The sequence below is a fragment of the Lentisphaera araneosa HTCC2155 genome, from assembly GCF_000170755.1.
Taxonomy (GTDB): Bacteria; Verrucomicrobiota; Lentisphaeria; order Lentisphaerales; family Lentisphaeraceae; genus Lentisphaera; species Lentisphaera araneosa.
This window is the reverse complement of sequence record NZ_ABCK01000009.1, coordinates 170,632-195,792: the sequence shown is the minus strand read 5'-3', so window position 1 is coordinate 195,792 and position 25,161 is coordinate 170,632. Positions and strand designations below refer to the sequence as shown.

General features: G+C 42.8%; 20 protein-coding genes and 1 tRNA gene. 17 read left to right on the top strand and 4 right to left on the bottom strand.

From position 1 onward, the window contains the following. Nucleotides 1-12 precede the first annotated feature (12 nt). From LNTAR_RS11320 to LNTAR_RS11310, 3 genes are all read left to right on the top strand, one after another. A complete protein-coding gene (locus LNTAR_RS11320; RefSeq protein WP_007278842.1) occupies nt 13-1,083 on the top strand; it encodes a Gfo/Idh/MocA family protein in 1,071 nt (356 codons plus the stop codon). A gap of 12 nt (nt 1,084-1,095) precedes the next feature. Beyond that, nucleotides 1,096-2,424 carry a 3-keto-disaccharide hydrolase gene (locus tag LNTAR_RS26625; RefSeq protein WP_007278841.1) on the top strand — a complete coding sequence of 443 codons (1,329 nt, stop codon included), beginning with the start codon at nt 1,096-1,098 and terminating at the stop codon, nt 2,422-2,424. Nucleotides 2,425-2,617: 193 nt separating this feature from the next. Beyond that, nucleotides 2,618-3,067: a DMT family transporter gene (locus LNTAR_RS11310; protein ID WP_007278840.1), complete on the top strand. Its 450-nt coding sequence runs from the start codon at nt 2,618-2,620 to the stop codon at nt 3,065-3,067. Nucleotides 3,068-3,108: 41 nt separating this feature from the next. Here LNTAR_RS11310 and LNTAR_RS11305 read toward each other — a convergent pair. Then, nucleotides 3,109-3,180, bottom strand: a tRNA-Gly gene (locus tag LNTAR_RS11305). Nucleotides 3,181-3,579: 399 nt separating this feature from the next. Between LNTAR_RS11305 and LNTAR_RS11300 the strand changes: the two genes are divergently transcribed. Genes LNTAR_RS11300 through LNTAR_RS11270 form a run of 7 tightly spaced genes read left to right on the top strand, consistent with a single transcriptional unit; the run spans nt 3,580 to nt 12,071 of the window. Then, nucleotides 3,580-4,566 (top strand): AAA family ATPase, encoded by a 987-nt coding sequence (locus LNTAR_RS11300; RefSeq protein WP_007278839.1) that lies wholly within the window; start codon nt 3,580-3,582, stop codon nt 4,564-4,566. A gap of 3 nt (nt 4,567-4,569) precedes the next feature. Further along, complete coding sequence (locus LNTAR_RS11295) at nt 4,570-5,457, top strand: DUF58 domain-containing protein (RefSeq protein WP_007278838.1); 888 nt, start codon at nt 4,570-4,572, stop codon at nt 5,455-5,457. Continuing rightward, nucleotides 5,447-6,271, top strand: coding sequence for a hypothetical protein (locus LNTAR_RS11290; RefSeq protein WP_007278837.1), 825 nt, complete (start codon nt 5,447-5,449; stop codon nt 6,269-6,271). The genes LNTAR_RS11295 and LNTAR_RS11290 overlap by 11 nt, the downstream gene beginning before the upstream one ends. Next, nucleotides 6,268-7,293 (top strand): vWA domain-containing protein, encoded by a 1,026-nt coding sequence (locus LNTAR_RS11285; RefSeq protein WP_007278836.1) that lies wholly within the window; start codon nt 6,268-6,270, stop codon nt 7,291-7,293. The genes LNTAR_RS11290 and LNTAR_RS11285 overlap by 4 nt, the downstream gene beginning before the upstream one ends. Further along, on the top strand, nt 7,290-9,446 hold the full coding sequence (locus tag LNTAR_RS11280) for a VWA domain-containing protein (RefSeq protein ID WP_007278835.1): 2,157 nt from the start codon (nt 7,290-7,292) through the stop codon (nt 9,444-9,446). Before LNTAR_RS11285 ends, LNTAR_RS11280 begins: the two co-directional genes overlap by 4 nt. Further along, a complete protein-coding gene (locus LNTAR_RS11275) occupies nt 9,446-11,287 on the top strand; it encodes a BatD family protein (protein ID WP_007278834.1) in 1,842 nt (613 codons plus the stop codon). Before LNTAR_RS11280 ends, LNTAR_RS11275 begins: the two co-directional genes overlap by 1 nt. Beyond that, on the top strand, nt 11,280-12,071 hold the full coding sequence (locus LNTAR_RS11270) for a tetratricopeptide repeat protein (RefSeq protein WP_007278833.1): 792 nt from the start codon (nt 11,280-11,282) through the stop codon (nt 12,069-12,071). The genes LNTAR_RS11275 and LNTAR_RS11270 overlap by 8 nt, the downstream gene beginning before the upstream one ends. A 394-nt stretch (nt 12,072-12,465) precedes the next feature. Here LNTAR_RS11270 and ltrA read toward each other — a convergent pair whose 3' ends face one another. Next, a complete protein-coding gene (ltrA, locus tag LNTAR_RS11265) occupies nt 12,466-13,794 on the bottom strand; it encodes a group II intron reverse transcriptase/maturase (RefSeq protein ID WP_007278832.1) in 1,329 nt (442 codons plus the stop codon). Between the two features lie 758 nt (nt 13,795-14,552). Here ltrA and ggt point away from each other — a divergent pair. From ggt to xrtZ, 4 genes are all read left to right on the top strand, one after another. Further along, a complete protein-coding gene (gene ggt / locus LNTAR_RS11260; protein WP_007278831.1) occupies nt 14,553-16,247 on the top strand; it encodes a gamma-glutamyltransferase in 1,695 nt (564 codons plus the stop codon). 971 nt (nt 16,248-17,218) lie between these two features. Then, nucleotides 17,219-18,046: an Npun_F0296 family exosortase-dependent surface protein gene (locus LNTAR_RS11255; RefSeq protein WP_007278830.1), complete on the top strand. Its 828-nt coding sequence runs from the start codon at nt 17,219-17,221 to the stop codon at nt 18,044-18,046. A gap of 170 nt (nt 18,047-18,216) precedes the next feature. Continuing rightward, complete coding sequence (locus LNTAR_RS11250) at nt 18,217-19,068, top strand: Npun_F0296 family exosortase-dependent surface protein (protein ID WP_007278829.1); 852 nt, start codon at nt 18,217-18,219, stop codon at nt 19,066-19,068. Nucleotides 19,069-19,078: 10 nt separating this feature from the next. Continuing rightward, nucleotides 19,079-20,494, top strand: coding sequence for an exosortase Z (gene xrtZ / locus LNTAR_RS11245; protein ID WP_007278828.1), 1,416 nt, complete (start codon nt 19,079-19,081; stop codon nt 20,492-20,494). A gap of 959 nt (nt 20,495-21,453) precedes the next feature. On the opposite strand, the gene LNTAR_RS11240 is transcribed toward xrtZ, so the two are convergent. After that, on the bottom strand, nt 21,454-22,023 hold the full coding sequence (locus LNTAR_RS11240; protein ID WP_007278827.1) for an FKBP-type peptidyl-prolyl cis-trans isomerase: 570 nt from the start codon (nt 22,021-22,023) through the stop codon (nt 21,454-21,456). Between the two features lie 355 nt (nt 22,024-22,378). Here LNTAR_RS11240 and LNTAR_RS11235 point away from each other — a divergent pair, with 355 nt between their 5' ends. Then, entirely contained in the window at nt 22,379-22,843 is a 465-nt protein-coding gene (locus tag LNTAR_RS11235) for a hypothetical protein (protein ID WP_007278826.1), read from the top strand. Here the strand turns inward: LNTAR_RS11235 and LNTAR_RS27185 are convergent. Next, on the bottom strand, nt 22,777-23,058 hold the full coding sequence (locus tag LNTAR_RS27185; protein WP_157473492.1) for a peptidylprolyl isomerase: 282 nt from the start codon (nt 23,056-23,058) through the stop codon (nt 22,777-22,779). The genes LNTAR_RS11235 and LNTAR_RS27185 overlap by 67 nt on opposite strands. A 177-nt stretch (nt 23,059-23,235) precedes the next feature. Between LNTAR_RS27185 and LNTAR_RS11230 the strand changes: the two genes are divergently transcribed. Both LNTAR_RS11230 and LNTAR_RS11225 read left to right on the top strand, forming a co-directional pair. Further along, on the top strand, nt 23,236-23,661 hold the full coding sequence (locus LNTAR_RS11230) for a PH domain-containing protein (protein WP_007278824.1): 426 nt from the start codon (nt 23,236-23,238) through the stop codon (nt 23,659-23,661). A 132-nt stretch (nt 23,662-23,793) separates the two neighbouring features. Next, the gene (locus LNTAR_RS11225; RefSeq protein ID WP_007278823.1) at nt 23,794-25,059 is read left to right on the top strand and encodes a sulfatase family protein; all 1,266 of its coding nucleotides are present in this window, start codon (nt 23,794-23,796) and stop codon (nt 25,057-25,059) included. The last annotated feature ends 102 nt before the right edge of the window (nt 25,060-25,161 follow it).

Genomic DNA, 25,161 nt, shown 5'->3' with positions numbered 1-25,161 from the left:
CTAGGTATCATTATGAATAAAATTAAAGTACTCGTAGTGGGTTGTGGCAATATGGGGCGCTCTCATGCATTGGCTTACCATGCACTCAATGACTTCGACATTTGCGGTATTGTTTCCCGCGGAGCGAGCAAAGAAAAACTCAATGAGGAATTAGGTGGAGACTATCCGCTCTTCTCTGATTACCATCAGGCCCTCAAAGAAACACAAGCCGATGCGGTTTGCATCTCGACTTACCCCGACACGCACGAAGAGTATGCTCTAGCAGCTTTTGCCGCGGGTGCTCATGTCTTTTTGGAAAAACCCGTCGCCCCCACTGTGGAAGGCTGCGAGCGCGTTGTCGCTGCTGCGAAAGCCGCAAACAAAAAGCTTGTGGTTGGCTACATTTTACGTCACCACCCCTCTTGGACGCAGTTTGTCGACATTGCGAAAGGCTTGGGTAAACCCCTCGTCATGCGCATGAACCTCAATCAACAATCTCATGGCTCCATGTGGGACACCCATAAAAATCTCATGAACTCCATGTCTCCTATCGTTGACTGCGGTGTTCATTACGTCGATGTTATGTGCCAGATGACTCAAGCCAAGCCGCTGCGCGTTAGTGCTATTGGTGCACGTCTCAGTGAAGAACTTAATCCCGGCATGTATAATTATGGTCAACTCCAAGTCAGTTTTGATGATGGCTCAGTCGGTTGGTACGAAGCGGGCTGGGGTCCAATGGCATCCACCAAAGCTTTCTTCATCAAAGATGTTTGGGGACCCAATGGTTCCGCGACGATTACTGCTCAAAACGCTTCTGGTGATGACCAATCCGATAATGTCGATGCCCACACAAAAACTGAACAGATCCGTGTTCATTCCTCTGAGATCAACGAGCAAAATGAGTTCATCAATGAAGATCAATGGATCTCCACCGATGACGAACCCGATCACGATGGCCTTTGCTTACGTGAACAAGAATACTTCCTCAAATCCATTCAAGAAGATCTTGATTTATCAGATCACATGAACGATGCCATCAACTCACTCAAAATTGTTTTAGCGGCTGATCAAGCCTTTAAAACAGGCCAAACCATTCAACTTTAATTCAGGGAAAATATGAAGCTCATCAAATTTACTAGCCTAGTTCTTTTTGCTCTAATCAGCACAGCCTTTGCCGACAAGGCTAATGACAATCTAACTTTCACAAGTCTTTTTGAAAAAGATGCCGACCTCGCAACAAACTGGATCGGAAATACCCAAGGATACAAAGTCGAAAACAACACTCTTATTGCCCAGCCAAGATGTGGAAACATCTACACAGCTAAGGAATATCAGGACTATGTATTACGCTTTGAATTTAAATTAGCTCCACATGCCAATAACGGAATCGGCTTAAGAGCTCCGCACCCCCAGGACAAATCAGTTAAACGTCATATCCCGGCCTATTCTACGGTAGAAATACAAATTCTCGATAATACACATCCCAAATATGCCAAGCTTAAAGATCATCAATTCCATGGCTCAGCCTACGGAATTGCTGCCGCAAAACGAGGCTTCCTAAAACCTTTAGGCGAATGGAACTACCAAGAAATCCACCTTAAAGCTAGCCATCTCCAAGTCATTCTCAACGGAGAAAAAATCCTCGATTGCGATATCGCTTCAGGAGATGCAGGCAAATATGCTAAAGGTCGTGATCGTACCAGTGGTCATATTGCGATTGCTGGCCACGGACCTGGCGTCACTTTCCGCAATATCTCTGTAGCCGAATTAGACAATGCCCTCAGCCAAGCACAAGAAGATAATGTCGCCCCCGAAGGCTTCACTCAGCTTTTCAACGGCAAAGACCTCACAAACTGGAAAGGCCTCCTTGATCGCCCTTTTGATAGACCCCACAAACGCAAAACCTTGAAAGCGGATAAACTCAAAGAACTCCAAGCCAAAGCTGATGAAAGTATGAAAAAACATTGGTCTGTTACAGACAAAGGTGAACTTTTCTTTGATGGTAAAAAAGGTGGTCATAGCCTCGCCACCCTTAAGCAATATAAAGACTTTGAGTTCCACGTCAGTTGGAAAATTAATCAAAATGGCGATAGCGGCATCTACTTACGCGGCCTTCCACAAGTTCAAATCTGGGATCCCAGCGACCAAAAAGTTCAAAAGCTTGGTGCCCACAAAGGCTCTGGTGCACTTTGGAATAACCCCAAAGAAGGCAAATGGCCCCTCGTCAAAGCTGACAAGCCCACAGGTGAATGGAATCACTTCTTCATCCGTATGATTGGCGATCGCGTTAGTATCTGGACTAATGGAAAACAGACTGTTGACAATGCTCCCCTCTACAACCTCTGGGAGAAAGGCAAAGCACCCATCCCCGTCATGGAACAAATTGAGCTCCAATGCCACGGCCATCCCACTTGGTTCAAAAACATTTACATTCGTGAGCTCTAGTTTGAATTCATTTAATTCCTAAATAAAGCGATACTTTATAACGCGCCGAAATATCTTCGGTGCGTTTTTTGTGTCGCCACCAAACTCAATACTGAGCTAATTTCCTCTTTCTCATATAAATTGTCAGTTTCTCCTCTAGCTTAGCTTATCTTTTGCGACATCGAGACTTAAAACTTTTAAAATGAGCTGAAATATGAATCAAATTGCCGTTCTCTTAGTCATGGTTTTTGCGGGAAGCCTTATTGCCCTGCAAGGATCCACCAATTCTGCCCATGGCAAATACCTTACGCACCCACTTCAGGCAGCGGTCTTTTCTTTTGGGTCTGGCTTTATTATTCTTTGCTTTGCCTGTGTCCTGCTCAAAACAGGTTTTCCAAGCTTAGAAAAACTTCAGGCCGCGCCAAAAAGCATCTTGATTGGTGGGGCACTGGGAACCGTATTTGTGAGCTCTGTCATTTTTTCTGTCCCAAAAATTGGTGTCGCCAGCGTTGTATTAGCCGCACTTTGTGGGCAAGTTATCTTTTCACTAATTCTCGATCATTTTGGCGCCTTTGGCATGCCCAAGATCAACTTGGATTTCAAGAGGTGCTTAGGCGCCCTATTGGTCATTTCAGGCTTAATCCTAATCAATACTAAGAAATGAAGACAAAAAAAAGGACTTAGTCGAAACTAAGTCCTTTGAAGAGCGAGTGATGAGACTCGAACTCACAACATTCACCTTGGCAAGGTGATGCTCTACCATTGAGCTACACTCGCTTGTGTGCCTAGATAATAAACAAAAAATGATATATATCAAACTCAAAAAATGATTTTTTTAGCTTTTTTGTTGATTTGCTCAATGATTTAATAAATCAGCCTCAAATCACGCATATCCTAAAGTCAGTTTTGAACTCATCAGAGCCGTAATTTATGTTCGTCCTTAACTTTTAACTTTGACTCAGGTATAAATTAAGACATAAATCCTATTCAAACTGTCCAAGTTATGCAAAGCTTATTGTATATATTCTGTTAGAACTTTATCATACAGACGATTATTTAAAATAAGCATAAGCTCACTAGGAAAACAAGAGGTTTTTTTACGATTTGATGTAAGCTTAGGCATTTTATAGCGTAGTACTTAACAAAATCTTAATATTTTAGGTAGGCAAACAACATATGAGCACTGAGACAAACACAGCTTTTGAGGAAGAACTCAAAAAACTCAATCACATAAAAAGCGAAGTGGCAAAGGTCGTCGTCGGCCAAAGTGAATTAATTGAACGCCTACTTATCGCCATGCTTTCCAATGGTCACGTTCTCATTGAAGGTGTCCCTGGGCTCGCCAAAACCCTTACTATTTCTACACTAGCTCAAGCCCTCAATGTTGATTTCAGCCGTATCCAATTCACGCCTGACTTACTCCCTGGTGATGTCATCGGCACACAGGTCTACAATCAAAAAACTCACGAATTCTCAGCTCACAAGGGACCAGTTTTTGCCAATATGGTTTTAGCGGACGAGATCAACCGTTCTCCTGCAAAAGTTCAGAGTGCGCTCCTAGAAGCGATGCAGGAAAAACAAGTTACAATTGGTGGCGAAACTTATAAACTCGATCAGCCTTTCCTCGTGATGGCGACACAGAACCCCGTGGAACAAGAAGGAACCTACCCCCTACCCGAAGCTCAACTCGACCGTTTCCTCTTTAAACTCTGCGTTACTTACCCCGATTTTGATGAAGAACATGAAGTCATGAAGCGCATGGCCTCCAACAAAGAGTTAGAAGCCGTTAATCACGTACTCAACCCCGATGAAATCATCAAGATGCGTGAAGTCGTCGACCAAGTTTTTAGTTCCGAAGAAATCGAACGCTACATTATTCGTTTAGTGGATGCCACGCGTTTCCCGGCTAAGTACGGGCTCGACCACCTCAATCGCTACATTTCTCATGGTGTTTCACCGCGCGCGAGTATCTCCTTACTCAAAGCCTCGAAAGTTTACGCCATGATGCAAGGCCGCGAATTTGTATTGCCTGACGATGTAAAAGTTATGGCGAAAGATGTGATGCGTCACCGTATCAGTATTTCATATAAAGCCGAAGCTGATGAAAAAAGCACCGATGATATCATAAACGAGCTACTCTCTGCGATCACTTACAACGGTTAAACTGTGACCCAAGAAGAACTAGAACGTCGAGTTCGACATATTCAGATTCACTGTCGACAAGCCGTTAGCGAGATACTTGCTGGCGAGTATCGCAGTGCTTTTAAAGGCTCTGGGATTGAATTTGAAGGCGTACGCCAATACGAGCATGGAGACGATATTCGCTCCATCAACTGGTCGGTTACAGCGCGTACGGGTAAGCCACATGTCAAACAATTTATGGAAGAACGCGAGCTCTCGCTATTTTTCCTCATCGATGTTTCTGCTTCAGCTTATTTCGGTTCTAGCGAAGAACGCAAAATTGATCTTGTGGCAAAGATCTTCGCTCTACTCGCCTTTGCTGCCGCGCACAATAACGATAACGTTGGCCTCATTCTCTTTACTGATCAAATCGAATTTGTGATCAATCCTCGCAAGGGTAAAAAGCATATCATGATGCTGATCTCAAAAATTCTTGAGCTCAAACCCAAGTCGAAAGAAACAAATCTCGATCAAGCTTTGGACTACTTCAATCGCATTCGCCCCAAACGTTGCGTTGCCTTTGTGATCTCCGATTTCATGGATAGAAATTATGAACGCACCCTGGGTGATACCGCTCGATTTCACGATTTGATTTGTGTTGATGTCAAAGACCAACGCGAAATCTCCATGCCTGATCACGGAATCTTTCACTTTGTCGATTCTGAAACGGGAGCCCTACAAACCATTGATTGTGCCGCTGAACAATTCCGCTCGACCTACATTGAGGAACATGAAAAACAGAGCCAAGCCCTCAAGACACTCTGCCACGATATCAACGCCGATTACTTGCCCATCAAGTTAAACGAGGACTTCCTTCATAGAATCATTAGTTTCTTCCGGGAGCGCAGCGATAGGTCAGCTGATGCAAAATAAACTTTTATCACTCCTAGTCCTGTTGACTTTGATCATTGTTTCCTGTAAGCAAGAGCCAAGTCAAATCGAGACTCTCAAAGCAGATAAATTGGAAATCCTTTGGCAAAAACCTTCGCCATCAATCTCTAGTAGCGATCTACTTCGCTACCAATTTACTGCAATTCATCCCTTGGCCAGTAGTATTGAGATCAAACCTCTCGAAAACGAAGACTTTGAGCTCTTCGACCAAAAAATGATTGTTTTGCCTCCAGCTTCTCCAACACAACTGCGCACACAATTTGAACTCAGTTTTGAACCCCCTGCCCCAGGACAATACAAAACTCCTCAAATCAGTCTGATTTTGCTCGACAAAAACGGCGTTCTTGCACAATTAAAATCCCCCGAAAGCGAGATCATCATTACGAGTATTAATCCTCCCGATGACTTTATCGCTGACCACCGTGGCTCACTCAAACAGAGACCTTCAAAATGGTTACTACTTTCTCTCCTCTTCTTTGCCCTGCCTTTTCTACCTAAAAAGAAAAAAGCCAAAGTGAAACTCGCCCTCAAAGTTAAAAACGAAGATCTTGAGCAATGCGAAGCTAGCTTTGAAGCGATTGAAACGCTCATGCAAAAAATCATGCAGTACAACTTCCTCATCAAGAAAAATGATTTCAATGCGATGTTGAGCCAACTCTCAAGTGATGAACCTAAACAAAAACAATTAAAAGACTTAATCGAAAACTATCAGCGTCAGCGTTTTTCCGGTCAATCAATTAGTCCCGAAGATCTCCTCAGCCAGCTCAAGAAAGCTTTTAAGGAGATTCAATCATGACATTCGAAACTCCTTATGCCTTCTTTCTCTTTGTTCTCGTTCCCATTCTAGCGATTTATCAATGGCGCAGCCGTCGTCGCCATGCGATCAACTTTTCATCCACCGAGAACATGAGTCACGCCAAAAAGTCTTGGCGTATCCACCTGCTTTTCTTACTGCCACTAACGCTGCACTTAGCCCTAATCAGCTTGATCTTCACCCTCGCCGATCCCATGACCGAAGTCACTAAGAAGCGTCAAGATCGTCAAGGGATTGCCATTCAAGTACTCGTCGATGTCTCCAGTAGTATGGACATCAATATGAAATATGGAGAAGAACGTTTAACACGTATGGATGTGGCAAAGATTGTTGTTGAGAAATTCATTGGCGGAGATGGCGACGAGCTTGTCGGTCGCCCCGATGATCTCATTGGACTCATTACTTTTGCGCGTTATGCCGATACGATTGCGCCACTCTCACTCGCTCACGAAGCCCTCATCAGCATTGTCCAGGACGTCACAATTAATACGCGCCCCAATGAAGATGGCACTGCTTATGGTGATGCAACGGCTTTAGCTGCGGCACAACTGGATCTGCTCCAAGGTGACCAAGACATCAAAAGTAAAATCATCATCTTGCTCACCGATGGCGAAAACAACTGTGGTAATCACCTCCCCCTGCAAGCTGCGAGCCTCGCAAAAGAATGGGGCATCAAAATCTACACTATTAGTATTCAGAACAAGCCAACTCCCGAACGCAAAAAAACTGATCAAGGCACCTTTTTCGTGCCCCCGACTCCCAGTGCTGGTGACCAAGTCCTCAAAAAAATGGCGGAATCCACTGGTGGCGTTTTTCGACTCGCCCACGATTACGATAGCCTCAAGAGTGTTTACAAAGAAATTAACAAACTGGAAAAATCCAAGTTAAAAGCCATTAGCTACACAGATAAATCGCCCGCTTTTTCAATCTTCGCTTTATTTAGCATTCTCTTTCTCTTTCTCCATAGCCTGCTGAAATCCACTATCCTGCGAGTGTCCCCATGAATTCGATTTTAGCCCTACAATTTATGGCACCCAAAATGGCCGTCTTGTTCCCTATTTTGGCCTTACTGATTTACCTCATGATTCATCAGAGGAAAAATAATCAGAGAGACTTATTAGCCTTTGCTCAACTCAAGCTCAGCAATAGCAAGGCACAAAGCAAAGCTTTTTTACTTTGCTTCTCAGTCGCTTGCTTAATTATTGCCCTCATGCGCCCCTCCTGGGGGACTGAAGATAAGCTACTGCGCAAAGATGGTCACTCAGTGGTTTTCATCCTCGACATCTCCAATAGTATGCGTGCCGAAGATGTGTACCCCAATCGTTTGGAGAAATCGAAAAACCTCATTGCTGAATGTGTCTCTTCCCTAGAAGAACATCGCGTCGGCCTCGTGGTTTTTGCGGGTTCCGCAAGCATTAAATGTCCCCTCACACTCGATTATGATTTCTTCCTCAAAATGCTCGACACAGTTAATTACGATAGTGTGGCTCACGGGGGAACACGCATTGAGGACGCCTTGATGAAAGCTTGCGATAAACTCTTTAGTGGCGACACGCAGCAGCACAAAGATATCATCCTCATTTCAGATGGCGGTGACCAAGGTGAACTACTCGACAAAGCTATTGAGACGGTCAATGAAAAACAAGCACGCCTCATGCTCATTGGTATGGGTGACGAAAAGAATGGCGCCCCCATCCCAACCATCGATGGCAATGGTTACATGATGTATGAAGGTCGTGAAGTTCTCACCAAACTGGAAAGCGAAACCATGCTCTACCTTAGCGAACAATGCAAAAATGCCGTTTATTTGCCCTTGGGAACGAAGCAAATGAACCTCGCTCGCATCTATCGTCAAATCAGTGAACAGCAACTTGCGCAAGAACTCTCCAAAAATGCCATTCAAGTTCCTATTGAGCGCTTCAAAGTATTCCTCTACTTAGCCCTCATTTCTTTCCTTCTCCTACTGTTTACACCGGATCTAAAAATGGGCAAAACTCATTCTCTTATCTTACTCTTCTGCCTCATCGGCCTCAACCCTTTGCGAGCTCAGCAATTTTCTGCCGAAGATCTCAAGGGCATGGATGAAGATATGAAAGAATTAATCTTAGCTCAACAAGAGGAAGAGGAAATCGTCGAAACTCCTGAGATCTTGGCTTTATTAGAAAAGCTTAAGGCCTTCCCCGAGTCCCTCGCTATCAACCGTGCCCTCGCCGAAGAATATGTCAAAGAAGAAGCTTACACGCAATCATTTCACTACTACCGCAAAGCGATCTCCCTGCTCGACAAGCCCTACGCAGTCTGCTTGCTCACCTTCAACTTAGCCAATGCACACATCAAAGAAGCGCAAAGCGAGCCAGATTTTTATCTCGCAAAAAACTACATCAAAGATGCCATTCGCCTCTACCGCAAAATTGTACTCACTGAGCCCAGCCTTAAAAAGGCGATCTATAATTTAGAACTCAGTAAAAGCTATTTGGCGCAAAGAACTCAAGAGCAAAAAGAAACCGAAGCTAAACAGGCCGCACTTGAAGAAGCCATTGCAGTCATCAAAGAACAACTTCAAAAAGCGATTGCAGATGAGAGCCAATTTAAAGCTCAGCTAGAAGATTTATTGAGTCAACAAAAAGCGATTGCGGAAAGCGCAAAAGAGCAAAAAATCATTCAAGAAAGCATCAAAGCCATTGATGTGAAATTCACTGAATTGCAGCAGGAATTCTTCAATTCTCCTGAAGATCCCGACTTTCCTTTCGGTGAATCACAGGCACTCACACAAGGCGCCGCTGAAAAATCCCTGAACTTAATGCTTGAACTCAAAGAAAACAAAATCGAAAGCCCTGACACCAATCAAGAAATCATCGACGACCTCAGCAAAGCTCTCGAACTCATGAATCAAGACCAACAGCAGCAAGAGCAGGACTCGGATGGCGAATCACAAGAAGGTGAAGAAAGCGACGAATACGAAGAATCTGATGAGGAAGGGGAAGAAGGCGATGACGAAGCCATGCCCGATAGTTCCAAGATGGACCTCGGGCGCCAGGAGCTTCCTCCCCCCGCTAAGAACCCTCAAGATATTATAAAAATGGAACAAGAACTTCAAAAAATTCGCGAGGCCAATAAAAAGCCGGCCAAGCGAAGCAAGGTTGAAAAGGACTGGTAATGAAAAATTTATTTATCGTCGTTTTACTACTTTTCTCAAGCCTAACGTGGGCAGAAGAAACACAAGTTGAAAACGACCCCAACAAAACGGCAGAAAGCGACCCCATCAAAGTACATGCCACGAGCTCGACAAATACCTATTTTTTAGGTGAGAAATTCTTTCTCGATATCATGCTCATGGGCAGCGACACCGTCACTCCCTTCGAAGCTAGTGAGTTCCCGGGCTTTCAACACACAATCGTCAGCCAAAAGCCCTTGCAGGTTCAAAAGGAGAAGGCTTACCACATTCGCCTCGCCCTCGTCCCTGTGAAATCAGGCCAAATGGTCATCCCCCCCCAATTCATTAAAGTCGCTGACAAGACTTACGAAACCCAAGAGCTTGCCATCGAAGTTAAGCGCCCCGAAATCAGCAAAGATATTAAGCTCGACGTTCAATTATCGAAAACCGACGTGTATGTAGGCGAGCCCATCCTCGCCACCGTCACTTGGTACACCTCCCTGCCCCTTTACGCCTTCAAAGCCGTTGATCTCGAAGTTCCCATCTTACAGAACGCTTCCTTCCGCGTGCTCAATAGTCGCCATGAGCCCAACCCCAACGACAAAAATGCTATTGGACTTCCCGTTTCCCAAAACCGCATCATTGCTCTTCGTGGCTCCACCACCATCGAAGAAAAAGAATATGAGTTCCTGCGCTTCCAACGCGTCATTGTCCCCTTAAGCCCAGGTTCTTTTGAGCTCGGCGATGCCCGCTTGCTTAGTGTCTTCCCAACTAAATTAAAAACAACGCAACAACAAAAGCGCTGGCGTCCCACTTATCCGAGCTTTTTCAATAACAACTTCTTCGACACCGAAGTGAATAATAGCAATGTGAAGAAGCTCATGTGCCTCTCACCTAAACTCACTGTAAGGGTAAAAGAACTCCCAACGCAGGGGCGCCCCAATGACTTTTATGGCCTCGTGGGAAAAGTTGATCTCAAAGTAAGTGCCGATAAAGTCGTGCTCGAATCAGGCTCACCAATTAAATTGGATATCGACTTATCAAAACATAGCTTCCCCGAAATCTTAGAGATCCCCGTCCTCAACCAACAACTTCCTTTTACCCAAAGCTTTAAGCTTCTGCCCAACAAGCGTATTGGCGAATTGCGCGAAGATGGCACAAAATTTCAACGCACCCTGCGTCCCATCGATATCGATGTGAAAGTTATCCCTTCGATTCGCGTTCCTTACTTTGATCCAGAAAGACAAACTTATGGCGTCGCCAAGAGTGAGCCCATTGCCATTAAAGTTACCGCAGCGAGCGAGCTCACGGCATTTGATGCCATCGTCAGCGGTCCCAACAAACTCAAGAATCATTTAGAAGAAAACTCCGAGGGCATTCGTCACAACAATCTCTCGGCAAACTTACTCAAGAGTGACCCACTCGTTTCTGACTGGATCTGGGCTTTCCTTATTCCCCCTGGCCTCTTTCTAATCTATTATCAATTGAGTGCCTACTCGCGACTTAAAGTCAGTGATCCTAAACGCGCCTTGGCTATTCGCGCTTTCCGCAATTTCAAATCACAAAACCGTGCCAAATCAATTCATGAACTCGATGAACAAGTACAAACGTACTTTGCCGATCGCCTGCAATTAACTGCCGGCGCCATCATCGCGCAGGATTTACAAGAGACCTTAAAGCAATACATTTCGCAAAACGATTTTGATGAATTGCGGTCCCTACTCGATCATTTAAAGATCCCCCGTTTTACGGAAACCCATCAGTCGAATATACAATTAGATGAATTGATTCAGCGCAGTCAAAAAATTGTACGACTCATCGAAAGGAGCCTTCCCAATGCCTAAGTTAATCCTATGCCTGCTTTTCTTTTGTAGCTCAATTTTCGCCACACAGCTTAGCGATAAAGAAATTTTAGCTCAGGCCAACAATGATTTTGAGCAAGCTAAATTTGCCGCTTTGCAGAACCCCGAAGTAGCAGAAGACCTCTACATCAAGTCAATCAATGCCTATCGCTTCCTCATCGAAGAAAAAGCTTATAAAAATAGTCAACTCTACAACAACCTCGCCAACGCTTATTTTATGCATGGCGAAGCGGGCTTAGCCATTTTGCATTATCACCGTGCCCTGCGCTTGGATCCCACCAATGCCGATATTTCCCATAACTTGCGTTATGCGCAAGCACAAACAAATGACGTTGTCCCCCAAAACTCCTTTCAAGAGATTTTGAACTTCGTCTGCTTTTGGCATGCATGGAATCCACAACTTCGCCTTGGTCTCTTCTTTTTCTTCAACCTCAGTTTCTTTGGCCTCTGTGCTTACGCACTTCACAGCAATAAAACCTGGGTGAAAAAAACTCGCCTTTACACCGGCTTGCTCAGCCTCATTTTTGCGATTTCAATCCTCATCAGCGTGAGCTCATTCGATCAGAATATTGATGGCGTCATTGTCAGCAAAGAAAGCAACCCACGACAAGGCAATGGCTACATCTACAACAACGCCTTCACCAACCCCCTCCACGCCGGCACTGAGTTCGCCCTGCTCGAAGACCGCGGTGAATGGTTGCACATCGAACTCGTCAACGGCTCCACTTGCTGGATCAAAAACTCCGACATCGCCCTCCTCAAGTAAATCCCCTGACTAAGAAAACTTAAACTGATGCTGCCATAGTTAATCAATTACCACCGAACTCAGAGATATCTCAGAGAAGAAATAGCTTTTAGTCATTAGCACTCTTAGGTTCCTTAGCCCTGAATCTCTTTTGGAGACTTCGCGTTAAATATTATCCCGATTTCAAACGGACTAGCACATGGAATTGTCCTTAGGTCTCTCTCGCGAAGACGCAAAGACACGAAGTTTTTTATCAAAAAGTTGACAGTTGGCAGATCGGCTTCGCCTGCAGATCGTTCGCAGGCTCACTGCAGTCAAAGACTTATTTTTGCTGGATAAGGGTAGGGAAAGCTCCTTGCGGAGCCTCCCCTCCTTCCGAACCGTACGTGCGGATCTCCCGCATACGGCTCTCCGGTCAATGCTTACTCCGAAGAGACTGAGATTCCAATAGCCAAGCCTCTTCCAGTGAAAAGAACCCTAGCTCTGCAAAGTATTTCTTGGTATATTTCCTGTTATCTATAAAGCGATGTGAACCTTTCTTACGATTGTACTTAGCGATAATACTTCGTAACCTTCGACGAAAGAAAGCATCAACTTCGAGCATAGCCCAACGATTTGAGTGTTTGAAGTACTCATACCAACCTTTGAGACTAGGCCTGAGACCTTTAATGATTTCTTCTACCGATTGCCAGTTACAACGCCTCGTATGCTTTCGCACAGTGTCTTTCATTTTAGCCATACTCTGTTTTCTTGGCCACCTATTTATCCTGCCCGTTCTTTTCGAGCGCTCAAAGTGATAACCTAGAAATTCAAAGTACTCATCCTGCTGATTCATGTCGGCAATTCGGGTTTTATCGGGATGGAGGTTCAGACCATGAGCCTTCATCCAACGCTTGATTTTGCGCAAGCCCCGCTTAGCCGATTTCGCATTATCACACATCACCAGAAAGTCATCCGCATACCTTACGATTTCAAAGCCAGCCGCTGTCATCCTGTGGTCGAATTCATTGAGGTAAATATTGGCAAGTAGTGGGCTAATTACGCCTCCTTGCGGAGTCCCTTTCTCGGGATCCCACTCCTTGATCCCATCAAATATTCCTGCTTTGAGGAAAGCTTCTATAAGATCTAGGGTCTTGCCATCGCTTATTTTCTCTTTGACTCGTTCCATGAGTTTGTCGTGCGGTATCATATCAAAGTAACTTTGAATATCCGCATCAATGACGTAGAGCTGTCCCTGCGTAAGTAGATGATGAACACGCCGAAGCGCATCTTTACATCCACGTTGCGGACGAAAACCAAAACTTTGTGTAGAAAAATCCACATCATATATCGGTTCAATAACATTCTTGAGCGCAGTCTGAACAACTCTATCGCGCACGGTCGGTATTCCCAAAGCACGCGTTTTACCATCTGCTTTTGGGATCTCTACCCTGCGAACGCATTGTGGCAGGTAAGTCCCTGCCTGCAGTTGCTTCATCAATTGCTTTGTATTGTGCTCTAGCTCTGATTCGTAACGATCCAAGCTCACCATATCCACCCCGTGACTCCCGCCGTTTGCACGAACAGATTCCCAAGCTTCTATAAGGTTTACTTCTCGCGCTACTTTATCTATTAAGCTATACCATTTCTTACCTTCAACTCTTGTTTCAAGAGTTCCCAGCATCTGATCTGTCCAGACTGAAGTCGAGGCCCACGCACGAATTTCTTCGGTGCGCCCTAAGTGCTCCCATGTATGTTTAGTCATCTCTGACAATTGTTTCACTCCTTCATTCTTTTCTTCTCAGTTTCATCTTCCTACTCTCCTTCGCTCTAACAGCTTTCACCGCCTTCTTCGCTACTATGAGAGCTCTGACTTCTGCATGCCTTATTGCACTGCACATGCAGATCTCCCTGATTAACGTCACACAACCTTCACCGCATTCCGTCTCCAACCACTCTATAGACTTCCTCTACTGCTTTGCTACTCGCTGATATTCAGCATAGAGGATCTTCAGAATTACTCCTTATTATTATTATTTTCATTCCGTTCCAAGCTTCGCCACGCGATCGCAGGCTCGCTAGTACTATAAAGCCGAATCGAGTTCGTCATCCTACGGACTGCTGCTTCGCCTTGCCTTGCTCTCCACCCCGCCTCACGACAACGCAGTTAGGTTCGACTACAACATAATCAGCCTTTGTTGATGAGGACTTTCACCTCACTGATTGTGTGCGCTCTCAGGCGCACGACCGCAGGCATCCTGCCTGCTGAGTTATTAAAATCATCACGCAGAGTCGCTGGGACGCAGAGTTAAAACCATTCAAAATTATCTCCACCTTCCGCTCGTCGATGGGTAGCAACCCTCGCAGGGATGGGGACAGCGTCCCTACATTTCCAATTCAAACTTATTACCGATCATTGACCAAATAAATAATTAAGATTTGTCACTAGCTTAGGAAAAGTAAACTTGGCTGGCGAAGCATGGGTCATTAGATTAGTTAATCATAACAAATCTTGGATCAAACATGCCACTCAAAACCTCCTCATTCTTTTTCTGCTTCACCTTCTTATTTTATGGACTCATACATGCCGACTCAAGTTCTTATGCGACTCGCCCCGTCGTCAAAGCCAAGAATGGCATGCTTGCCACAAGCCACCCCCTTGCTACAAAAATTGGTCTGCAAATCATTAAAGATGGCGGTAATGCCATAGATGCTGCTATTGCCGCAAATGCGGCACTTGGCCTCATGGAACCTACTGGTGGTGGCATTGGAGGGGATCTATTTGCTATTGTATGGTCTGCCAAAGATAAAAAACTCTATGGACTGAATGCGAGTGGACGATCTCCTCAACTTTTAACTTGGGATTACTTTCGCGAGCATAATTTGAACCGTGTCCCCTACTCTGGCCCACTTCCTGTAACGGTTCCAGGCTGTGTTGATGGCTGGTTTGAGTTACATGGCAAATTCGGAAAGCTTCCGATGAAGGAAATTTTAGCTCCAGCTATCAAGTACTGCCGAGAAGGATTTGAATTAACACCTATCATTGCTAGGCATTGGTCTTATGGAGATGATCTAATTAAGCAACCGAACTTTGCGTCTACTTTTTTCCCCAATGGACGTTCGCCTAAAGAAGGAGAAAGCTTTAAAAACCCCGACCTCGGAAACACTCTAGAAATCATTGCCCAAGAGGGTCGCGATGCATTTTATAAAGGCAGCCTCGCAAAGCGAATGGATGCATTCAGTAAGAAACATGGACATTTCCTACGTTACGAAGATCTTGCTTCTCATAAATCTCTTTGGGTAGAACCCTTAAAAAGTAATTACCGAGGCTATGATATCTGGGAACTCCCCCCCAACACTCAGGGAATCGCCGCTTTACAAATGCTCAATATCCTCGAAAAATACGAGCTCAGATCTTGGGGACATAATAGTGCAAAAACTTTGCACCACATGGTGGAAGCCAAAAAGCTTTCCTATGAGGATCGCACCAAATACTACGCCGATCCTCAACTCAGCCCCGCTCCCTTAAAAGGACTTATCTCAAAAGAATATGCCGATGCAAGACGTCAGCTAATTAACTCCGAAAAAGTAAGTGAACATTTTGAGCCAGGAAATCCCATTTTACAAAATGGCGACACCGTCTACCTCTCCGTTGGTGATAAAGAAGGTAATATGATTTCATTTATTCAAAGCAATTATGCTGGATTTGGAAGTGGTGTTGTTCCCGATGGAATGGGCTTTTCTTTCCAAGACCGCGGCGCCCTTTTTAACATCAGAGATAAAAACCATCCCAATGCCTACGCACCCGGCAAGCTCCCCTTTCATACAATCATTCCCGCTTTCATCACAAAAGATGGAGCACCCTGGCTAAGTTTCGGCCTCATGGGTGGCGCAATGCAACCCCAAGGTCATGTTCAGATTGTCTGTAACCTCATTGATTTTGATATGAACCTACAAGAAGCTTGCGATGCCCCTCGTTTCCGTCACTATGGTTCATCGACTTCTACGGGTTATAAAATGAGTGATAGCGGAACTCTACGCCTCGAAAAAGGTGTCAGTTCTGAAAGCATTGAAAAACTCCGCTCGATGGGACATGATGTGCGCCCAAATTCACGTTCAGGTTTTGGAGGCTTCCAAGGTGTCATTTGGGACAAAGAAAATAAAACCTACATCGGCGCTAGCGAATCCCGCAAAGACGGCCACGCAGAAGGTTATTAATTATTGGGTAAGGCTTTTTAAGTTAGTAGATCGCTCATTTCATTCGCTGCAGATCGTTCGCAAGCTCACTGCAGTAAAGGTTTATATTTCAAAGCAAAAGAAAAATTCTCGCTAAGTCGCTAAGTCGCTAAGTCGCTAAGTCGCTAAGTCGCTAAGTCGCTAAGTCGCTAAGTCGCTAAGTCGCTAAGTCGCTAAGTCGCTAAGTCAACAGTATACATATTATATTTTTCTGTGTCCTCAGTAAACTCTGTGGTAAACCCATTTTTCTGACTCCCCAAGATGTCGATTAAACATCAGTTAATCTCTGTCACACACACTGAAGTGTGAACTACCTAACTCTTTCTATCTCTTAAAAAACTTGGCGACTTCGCGCCTTGGCGAGAAAATGACTTGCGAACACCGCAAAAACCTCACAAAACTTTCCGTGTTTTTCTGTGCTTTTCCGTGGTTAAAATCATAAAAGTTGGCAGATCGTTCGCAGGCTCACTGCAGTGAAAGAATTTTTCTTATAAGCAATTTAAAATTTAGAATTCACCATTAAAAATTGTCCTTAATACCTCTCTGCGCCTACGCGACTCTGCGTGAGTTAACTTAAAAAACTATTTAATTTACACATAGGAATAAGTCTTAGAATTCTCTCGTTAAGACGCCAAGGCACGAAGTTTTTGTTCAGGTCTTAGGGCTATTATTAGATCAACTTTACTTAGAGATTTAATTCAATCACACAGAGGTGCTATGAAGCAGAGTTTAAAAGGACGATTATTTGGTATGTATAAACTCACACATTCTCCTGTAAATTGTGTGTGAATTGTTTCTAAAAAACACCTCAAAAAGCATGAGGTGATTTTTAAGATGTTTAAAATCAATTAATTACAAATTATAAATGAAATTAAAACCCTAAATTTGCTTACATCAAAACTAACAAAAAAAATTCATTATTAATACTCAAATTTTAAATAGGAATGTTTTCAATGTTTAACTCATCTAGTTTTATAAAAAAATCAATAATATTAATAATGATATTATTATTTTCACTACCTATCTATGCGCAATCTACTTTGGTTACTATTGCAGAAGACGCGAGCGCAACAACAAGTTCACTTGCAAACACAAGTGAGTACACCTTTAATGAGCTCTCAAATGGGATCAATAATAATGTATCTTGGGATGGTGTAGGAACTTTTGATAGTCTCTATATTTCAAATTCTAACGTATGGGGAGGCGCCATTGACGAAAGCACAGGCCAGGCATCTCAATTTTCATGGCAGGGGAATAACTGGACACCTGTTAGTACTCTAAGTCTAAATGAGAACAGTTCATATTTTGGTTTCTGGTGGTCTGCGGGCGATAAAAACAATCAGTTATCATTTTATAATGACGATGAGCTCGTTGCCAGATATACAACTGAATCTATGTTTGGGAGTTTAAATTTAAGTCAAGATTACTATGGGAACCCACTCACAGGTGGTAATGGTGGTGAACCCTACGCCTTTATAAATTTCTTCGGGGACGCAGAAACCTCATGGAATAAAATTGAACTAACTCAAAATGGTGGAGGCGGCTTCGAGTCAGACAATTATACCACTCGTGTTGAAACCTTTAATCCGGAAACTGATAGTCAAGAATCATTGGGTAATATAATAGCAGAAGTATCAGGCACAGAAACAACAAATGTTGATACTCCTTCCGAAGATTGGGCTTGGGCATTTGATGAAAGTGCTCCAGGGGCTCCAAATCCACCATTTTTCGCTTTACTTTTCTTCTTAGCTGCATTTATAAAAACCAAGTTTTCGTCATGAACATCAAATAACTATTTCGTAAATCATTTGAATTGAATACATTAATGATAGTATCCAAACCTTATACAGCAGTACAATTTCTTCGGATATGATTTCTTTAAGAATTTTTATGGTGTTTATGTTATTTAAGAAATTTTAAAATAATAATTTTAACTTAGAAAGAGTACAAAATGAAACTACAAAAATGTGTAACTATGAGTGTCTTTTCAAAGTTTAAGTTAGCTAAAACATTAATATTATTGATTTTAAGTTCACAAGTTTCCTATGGTCAATCTACATTAGTAACAATAGCCGAAGACCCATTTGCTACTACAAGTTCATTATCAAACACCAATGAATTTAACTTTAATGATTTAGAAACTGGCTTCAACTATAATCTTGCATGGGACAATGTGGGATCATTTGATCAAGTCTATGTTCGTAGTGCTAATAAATATGGTGGTGCCATAGATGAAAACACTGGTTTAGGCTCCAACTATTCCTATGTTAAAAATGCTTATAATATACAAAATAGTACTTTAACTTTAGATACTCCAAGTTCCTATTTTGGAATGTGGTGGTCTGCAGGTGATTCTTCCAACTTACTTACATTTTACAATGATGATCAAATCGTTTCTCAATATTCAACCGCGTCAATGTTTGGAAGTTTGGCACTTGGCCAAGATTATTATGGCAATCCATTAACAGGTGAAAACTCCGGTCAACCCTATGCATTTATTAATTTCTATGGTGATGCTGAAACTACTTGGGATAAAATAAAACTGTCTACCACTGGATCGGGTGGTTTCGAGTCAGACAATTATACCACTCGTGTTGAAACCTTTAATCCGGAAACTGATAGTCAAGAAGCATTAGGTTCCATAATAGCAGAAGTATCTGGCACAGAAACAACAAATGTTGATACTCCGTCAGAAGATTGGGCTTGGGCATTTGATGAAAGTGCTCCAGGGGCTCCAAATCCACCATTTTTCGCTTTACTTTTCTTCTTAGCTGCATTTATAAAAACCAAGTTTTTAGCTTAAAAGTAAAAAAATGACCGATACTGAGAATAAGCCAAATGACACTCATCCTTTATGGAAGGGTCTATTACCCCTCTTAATTTTTTCTACACTCTCGTCATCGGATATTGTCGTAGATATATATGGCAGTATTTGCAAACCTATTGCCTTATTTATAATAAGCCTAACGGGCTTAGCAGTCAGTGATCAAGGAGTTAACTTCAACGTTGCTCACTTAAGCATTCCTTGGACTCGAGATTGTGCTGGCATGAACATCTTACTAGTTCTTTTAGCTATATATGCTTGGATGAATCGCCATAGCCCACAGAATTCCAGTTACTGGCTGAAAATGCTATGCATGATACCCTTAGCCATTTTATCTAATGTCTTAAGAATCTTAACCTTAGTTGCTTATCGCTATTTCCTGTATCCTGAAGTCGAGACCCCACAGATGCATTATTTTTGGGGGTTATTTTGGTTAATACCATTTGCCCTGTATGCTATTCCAAGGGATACAAAACGCTCAAAAAAATCACTGTGTTTTGAACTTTTACATATTTCAGCAGTTATTGGACTCATTGCTCCATTACTCAATTTAAGTAATCATTGGGTCACTGCCATTGGTGTATTGTTCTTACTTTTAAATAGCAATTACAAAGATCATAGTGAAGTTTTTAATTTCAGAGCTCTTGGTTTATGGGTAAGTATTGCTATCGCAATAAGCTGGTCTGGAATTGAATCTTTGTGGCTACCTTGGTTATTAGTCTGTCCCCTCACAGTCAATTCGAAATGGTTATTAAGTATCCCAGGCTTTTTATGTCTAAGCGCATCATGCCCACTATTTGTACTAATCCCCTATGCGGATATATGGGCCATTACAATTTTCATATTCACTGTATTAAAGTGGCATAAAGTTACTAACATACCGCCTAAACGATCAACTGAACCAACAAACTCAAGGCTAAATGGTGTACTAACATCCTGTATCGCTACAGTTCTTTTTCTTCCATTTATTTCCTCAACCCTATTTAGTTTAGATTCTAAGCATTTAAAACCACCAAGCACAATCAAAAAAAAGGTGATTCAGGGCATGGGCTACCAACTGAGACTTAATGATCAATCCCCAAAACTTGGATTATTATGGTATGATCCACAAGGTAATAATAGGCACCACGCTCTTGAGGTCTGCCTACAATATCGCGGCATCTATTTAAAAGGCACGGAATTAAAATCAGTAAAAACCGATGGCGAACGCTGGTTTACAGAATTTTTTATCATTAAAGACAAACTCGTTTCAAACCATAATGATTATTTGTGGCAAACGCTAGGTTTTAGAAAAAGCCCAGGTGTTCACCTTATTCTCCTTGCTGACAAAAAGGATTTTAACACTTCTGATTTTTCTACAAAAGCAAACGAAACGGCTAAACAACTATTTGAATCTATTAAATAGTAAAATTTTAACCTTGGTTTTATAGGACTTCAAAATAGGATGGAAAATTTCCATGGTTAAACTCCAAGCGCCGACTCCACTAATCCATTTTTCAATCATCTATTGCTCTCTGCGCCTTCGCGCCTCTGCGTGAGTTAATTTAACTCAAACACTCTTTTATTGACAGATAGGAATAAGTCTTAGAGGTCTCTCGCTAAGACGCCAAGGCACGAAGTTTTTTGTTCACTTATTATAGTTGTTGATAGGTCGGCTTTACTTACAGATTTAATCTCATCACGCAGAGTCGTGGAGACGTAGAGTTTCAAAATTTATAATTGCTCTTAATTCCTTAGCAAAAAATCATTTTGAAGCCCGCAAATCCTCACAAACCTTTCTGTGTTTTTCTGTACTTTTCAGTGGTTAAAATCATAAAAGTTGGCAGATCGGCTTCGCCTGCAGATCGTTCGCAGGCTCACTGCAGTAAAAAATCATTCTTGTAAGTAATTCATCATTGCCCTTGACACCTCTCTGCGCCTCCGCGACTCTGCGTGAGTTAATTTACAAATGAGAGCAAGCTATAGAATCCTCTCGCGAAGACGCCAAGACACTAAGTTTTTGTTCACGTGTTGTAGCTATTTTCAAATCGACTTTACTTACAGATTTAATCTCATCACGCAGAGGCGCTGTGACGCAGAGTTAAAACAATTCAAAATTTACAATTCACCATTCAAAATTAACCTTACCCTTCTGCTCGTCGATGGGTAGCCACCCTCGCAGGCATGGGGACAGACTTGAAAAAGTTAGCCGATCGCTCATTTCATTCGCTGCAGATCGTTCGCAGGCTCACTGCAGTAAAAACTCATTCTTGTAAGTAATTCATCATTGCCCTTCTGCTCGTCGATGGGTAGCCACCCTCGCAGGGACAGGGACAGCGTCCCTAGACTTCCGACTCAAGCTTAATGCTAAACCATCAATTCAAACTAATGACTGCAGCCTTGGCTATGATCGTGGTCGTGGCAGGATTTGTCTTCAGTTGTGCAGGCATTGCGATCTTCGCAAGATTTGCGAGCTCCGCAGCCCTTACCCGTGTACATGCCCGAGGCATAGCCCTGTTGCATTTCTTCAGCATTGGCGTGACGCATGGATAAGACCACCACGTCCCAAGTTAAGTTTTTCCCTGCGTAGGGGTGGTTGGAATCAATTGTAATTTGATTTCCATCGACTTTAACCACGCGAATGAGCTGAGGCCCATGCTCGGTCATATTCTGAAAACTCAAGCCCGCCTTAATCTCGAGCCCATCCTCAAACATCTCGGGCCCAACAACTCTAAAGAGTTCTTCATTTCGTTCTCCAAAACATTGAACTGGAGGAAGCGTTAAAGAAACATGCGTTCCCTGATCTTTACCTTCCAGAGCTCTTTCCAGTGCGATTGGCAAGTGACCATAGCCATGTAAATATGTTAATAAGCCCTCCGCTGAACTCTCGAGCGTATTGCCCTTTTCATCCTTAATAAAGTAATCCAGACTCACAACCTGATTTTTTGTAATCATAATCAATTCCTTAATTTTTCCCCACGCTAACCAAATTATTTAATTTTTCCATGAGTAAAGAAAATATTATAAGGGAAACTCTGTTTTCATCAATAAGCTTCACATGGTAAAGGACTAGCAAGTTCTTTCTAGGGGTGTTCGAGAGGAATAGAGATCTCTTCGATAAATCTATATATGAGCTAGGACGCCGCTCCTCCTCAAACTCTCCCTGCAAGGAGTCCCGACTCCTTAGCTGCGAATACCTTTTATTCAACACCTGCCAAATTTTACTGCATCAAAATCATTAAGGTTTGTAACGACGAAGTTCAAAAGGAGTTTGCTTACTTATGTTAATAAGAACATGAGGACCCAACAAATGATAAAACCGGTAAATTTCATCTTAGTAGTCAGCTTATTGATAAGTCTGATTAGCTGTAGCGAGCAAATTGGAGGCGGAAGTAGAAGTATAAATTCTAAAGTTATTACCTTCGGAATCAAATCAGACAAAACTTTGGGTTTTATAATATGTAGTGATATTAGCTCAATTGGAACTATAAGTTCTGGTGGGACTGAATGGAAAGGGCACGATGGGTCTGCATGGAAAGGGTACATCAAACCTCTTGAAGGTCCATCAATTGAATATTCTGCATCATCAAAAAGTATGAATATCAATGGGAATAACTACGACTTTAATACAGGAAGAATTTTTATAATCACGACTGAAAATTCAAAAATTTCTATATCTCAAATGCCAAATGAAATAAAAGATGGTGATTACAAAAAAGAAATCGATAGAATTATATCCTTAAAAGAAGTCCAAAAAATTATTCCCAATAAATAAACTCGCATCGTGTTCACCATAACATTGAATACAGGAACATCTAAACAGGCATTTGCCCCTTGATCTTTCCCTTCGAGCGCTTGCTCTAAGGGGCTCGGTAGGGAGCCATAGCCATGTAAATACGTTAATAAGCCTTCAGCAGAACTCTCTAAAACCTGACCCGCTTCATCTTTGATGAAGTAATCCAGACTCACAAGCTGATTTTTTGTAATCATTTTTTATCCTTAAATTTTTTCGCTAAAGTAATGAGAGTGGCAATATTTTCCATAGGGCAATAAGAAATTCATCCAAGAGTGAATAAGCTTCGCTTCATCTCAAAAATCCTCTAGCCTCCACTTTACCTAATTCATCTAGAGCAGTAAATTACTGCTTAATCAAAACGGAGATACACAATGGGATTTTTTCAGGGCCTTTTTGGCAATTATTCAGAAGTTAGTTTAGAAGAGCTCCAAAAAAAGCACGGGGCTTACCTCATTGAAGGAGAAGAAATTCAAACTGGCTTCAAACTCGTTCGCGACACACTAATTTTTACTAATTTACGAATCTTGGACTTTGATACGCAAGGTGCCACAGGCAAGAAAACGCGCATCCACTCTATTTACTTAGACACCATTTGCGAAGTCAGCTGCGAAACGGCCGGCATGGGTGTGGATGATAGCGAAATCACCATCACTTATATTCGTTCCCCTTACCGTAAAGCCAACGAGCTCTTACTCGGCTCCAAAACCTTTGAGTTCCCAAAAAAATTCGACGTCGTTGCTCTTTACGTCCAGCTGGAAAACATGGCTCACAATAATGTTAAAAATCTTAATGCTTAGCCTAGCTCAAGTTCTTTAGGAAGGCCTTCTCTACTGGCTTTTTGTTGGAATTTCCCATGGATTCGTAACAGAATAAAAAATCCTATGTTTACTTAGCTAACACGTCAAACATAAGATCACCCACAGGAAAACATGAATCCCTATAGACTTTTCACCCTACTGCTACTTTGTGCTTGTGGCGCTTTTGCCAAGCAAACTGAACTCCTCAACATCGTCATGATCCTCAGTGATGACCAAGCTTATGCTGACTATAGTTTTATGGGCCACACGCTCATTGATACGCCACGCATCGATAAACTTGCGAGTGAGAGCGTGGTCTATGAACGCGGCTATGTGGCGACTTCAGTCTGCGGCCCTTCCATCACCACTATCATTACGGGGCTTTATTCACACCAAAATGGCCAAACGGGTAACGATCCACTTTCGGGAATTAGCCGTAAACCATGGATTGAGAAATTTAAAGAATGCCCACAAGTGCCAGCTCTACTGGCTAGCAAAGGCTACCTTTCTCTACAAACGGGTAAGTACTGGCATGCGGATCCAAAAAACTCAGGTTTCACCCATGACATGGGCCCTACTCTTCGCCATGGCTCCGAATATTCCTTGAGTATTGGACGCGAAACGATGCAACCCATTTATGATTTTATTGACGAAGCTCAGTCTCAAAACAAACCCTTCCTCATTTGGTATGCGCCCTTCATGCCTCACACACCTCACACACCACCAAAGCGTTTGGAAGATAAGTACCAAGCCCTGGGGGCTAAGGGGCAATCCAAATACTATGCGATGTGCGAATGGTTCGATGAGACTTGCGGCCAATTGCTCGATTATCTCGATCAAAAGAAGCTGACTGATAAGACCATGATTGTTTATATCTGTGATAATGGCTGGGGTAGCATGGGCAGAGGCTCCGTGAAAGCTTCTCCGCATGAACAAGGCGTTCGCACTCCTATCATGATCAAATGGCCCGGTAAGCTTTCTCCTCAAGTGGACAAAGAAAATTTAGCGAGCAATATCGACATCGTCCCCACTATTCTTGCTGCCGCTGGCGTCGAGATACCCAAAGAACTTCCTGGCATCGATCTCCTAGATTTTAATGCGGTTAATAATCGCGATAGCATTTTCCTCGGCTGCTTCACACACGACATGCTCGATGTCAATCGCCCAGAAGCAGGCCTACGCGCCCGTTCATACGTCGGTAAAAAATGGAAACTCACCGTATGGAGCACACCCGATCCAAAACTTGATTTAAAAGGCTGGCAGAAACCTACTCCAGAAGATAAAATCGAGCTCTTTGACCTCAAAAATGACCCCATGCAGAAAAAGAACCTCGCCAATCAAAACCCCGAAAAAGTCAGTAAGCTCAAAAAAGAAATCGATGCCTGGTGGAATCCATAACAATTAATTTTACATATAAATTGTGACATAGACTTAATTTAAGAAGAATTAAGAAGTTGACCAGTAATACATAAACATTACTTTTAGGCCTAACTAAAACAT

Bases quoted from the DNA above. Each gene is read 5' to 3' on its own strand.
- LNTAR_RS11320 (WP_007278842.1), top strand. From the start codon at position 13: ATGAATAAAATTAAAGTACTCGTAGTGGGTTGTGGCAATATGGGGCGC.
- LNTAR_RS26625 (WP_007278841.1), top strand. From the start codon at position 1,096: ATGAAGCTCATCAAATTTACTAGCCTAGTTCTTTTTGCTCTAATCAGC.
- LNTAR_RS11310 (WP_007278840.1), top strand. From the start codon at position 2,618: ATGAATCAAATTGCCGTTCTCTTAGTCATGGTTTTTGCGGGAAGCCTT.
- LNTAR_RS11300 (WP_007278839.1), top strand. From the start codon at position 3,580: ATGAGCACTGAGACAAACACAGCTTTTGAGGAAGAACTCAAAAAACTC.
- LNTAR_RS11290 (WP_007278837.1), top strand. From the start codon at position 5,447: ATGCAAAATAAACTTTTATCACTCCTAGTCCTGTTGACTTTGATCATT.
- LNTAR_RS11285 (WP_007278836.1), top strand. From the start codon at position 6,268: ATGACATTCGAAACTCCTTATGCCTTCTTTCTCTTTGTTCTCGTTCCC.
- LNTAR_RS11280 (WP_007278835.1), top strand. From the start codon at position 7,290: ATGAATTCGATTTTAGCCCTACAATTTATGGCACCCAAAATGGCCGTC.
- LNTAR_RS11275 (WP_007278834.1), top strand. From the start codon at position 9,446: ATGAAAAATTTATTTATCGTCGTTTTACTACTTTTCTCAAGCCTAACG.
- LNTAR_RS11270 (WP_007278833.1), top strand. From the start codon at position 11,280: ATGCCTAAGTTAATCCTATGCCTGCTTTTCTTTTGTAGCTCAATTTTC.
- ltrA (WP_007278832.1), bottom strand. From the start codon at position 13,794: ATGACTAAACATACATGGGAGCACTTAGGGCGCACCGAAGAAATTCGT.
- ggt (WP_007278831.1), top strand. From the start codon at position 14,553: ATGCCACTCAAAACCTCCTCATTCTTTTTCTGCTTCACCTTCTTATTT.
- LNTAR_RS11255 (WP_007278830.1), top strand. From the start codon at position 17,219: ATGTTTAACTCATCTAGTTTTATAAAAAAATCAATAATATTAATAATG.
- LNTAR_RS11250 (WP_007278829.1), top strand. From the start codon at position 18,217: ATGAAACTACAAAAATGTGTAACTATGAGTGTCTTTTCAAAGTTTAAG.
- xrtZ (WP_007278828.1), top strand. From the start codon at position 19,079: ATGACCGATACTGAGAATAAGCCAAATGACACTCATCCTTTATGGAAG.
- LNTAR_RS11240 (WP_007278827.1), bottom strand. From the start codon at position 22,023: ATGATTACAAAAAATCAGGTTGTGAGTCTGGATTACTTTATTAAGGAT.
- LNTAR_RS11235 (WP_007278826.1), top strand. From the start codon at position 22,379: ATGATAAAACCGGTAAATTTCATCTTAGTAGTCAGCTTATTGATAAGT.
- LNTAR_RS27185 (WP_157473492.1), bottom strand. From the start codon at position 23,058: ATGATTACAAAAAATCAGCTTGTGAGTCTGGATTACTTCATCAAAGAT.
- LNTAR_RS11230 (WP_007278824.1), top strand. From the start codon at position 23,236: ATGGGATTTTTTCAGGGCCTTTTTGGCAATTATTCAGAAGTTAGTTTA.
- LNTAR_RS11225 (WP_007278823.1), top strand. From the start codon at position 23,794: ATGAATCCCTATAGACTTTTCACCCTACTGCTACTTTGTGCTTGTGGC.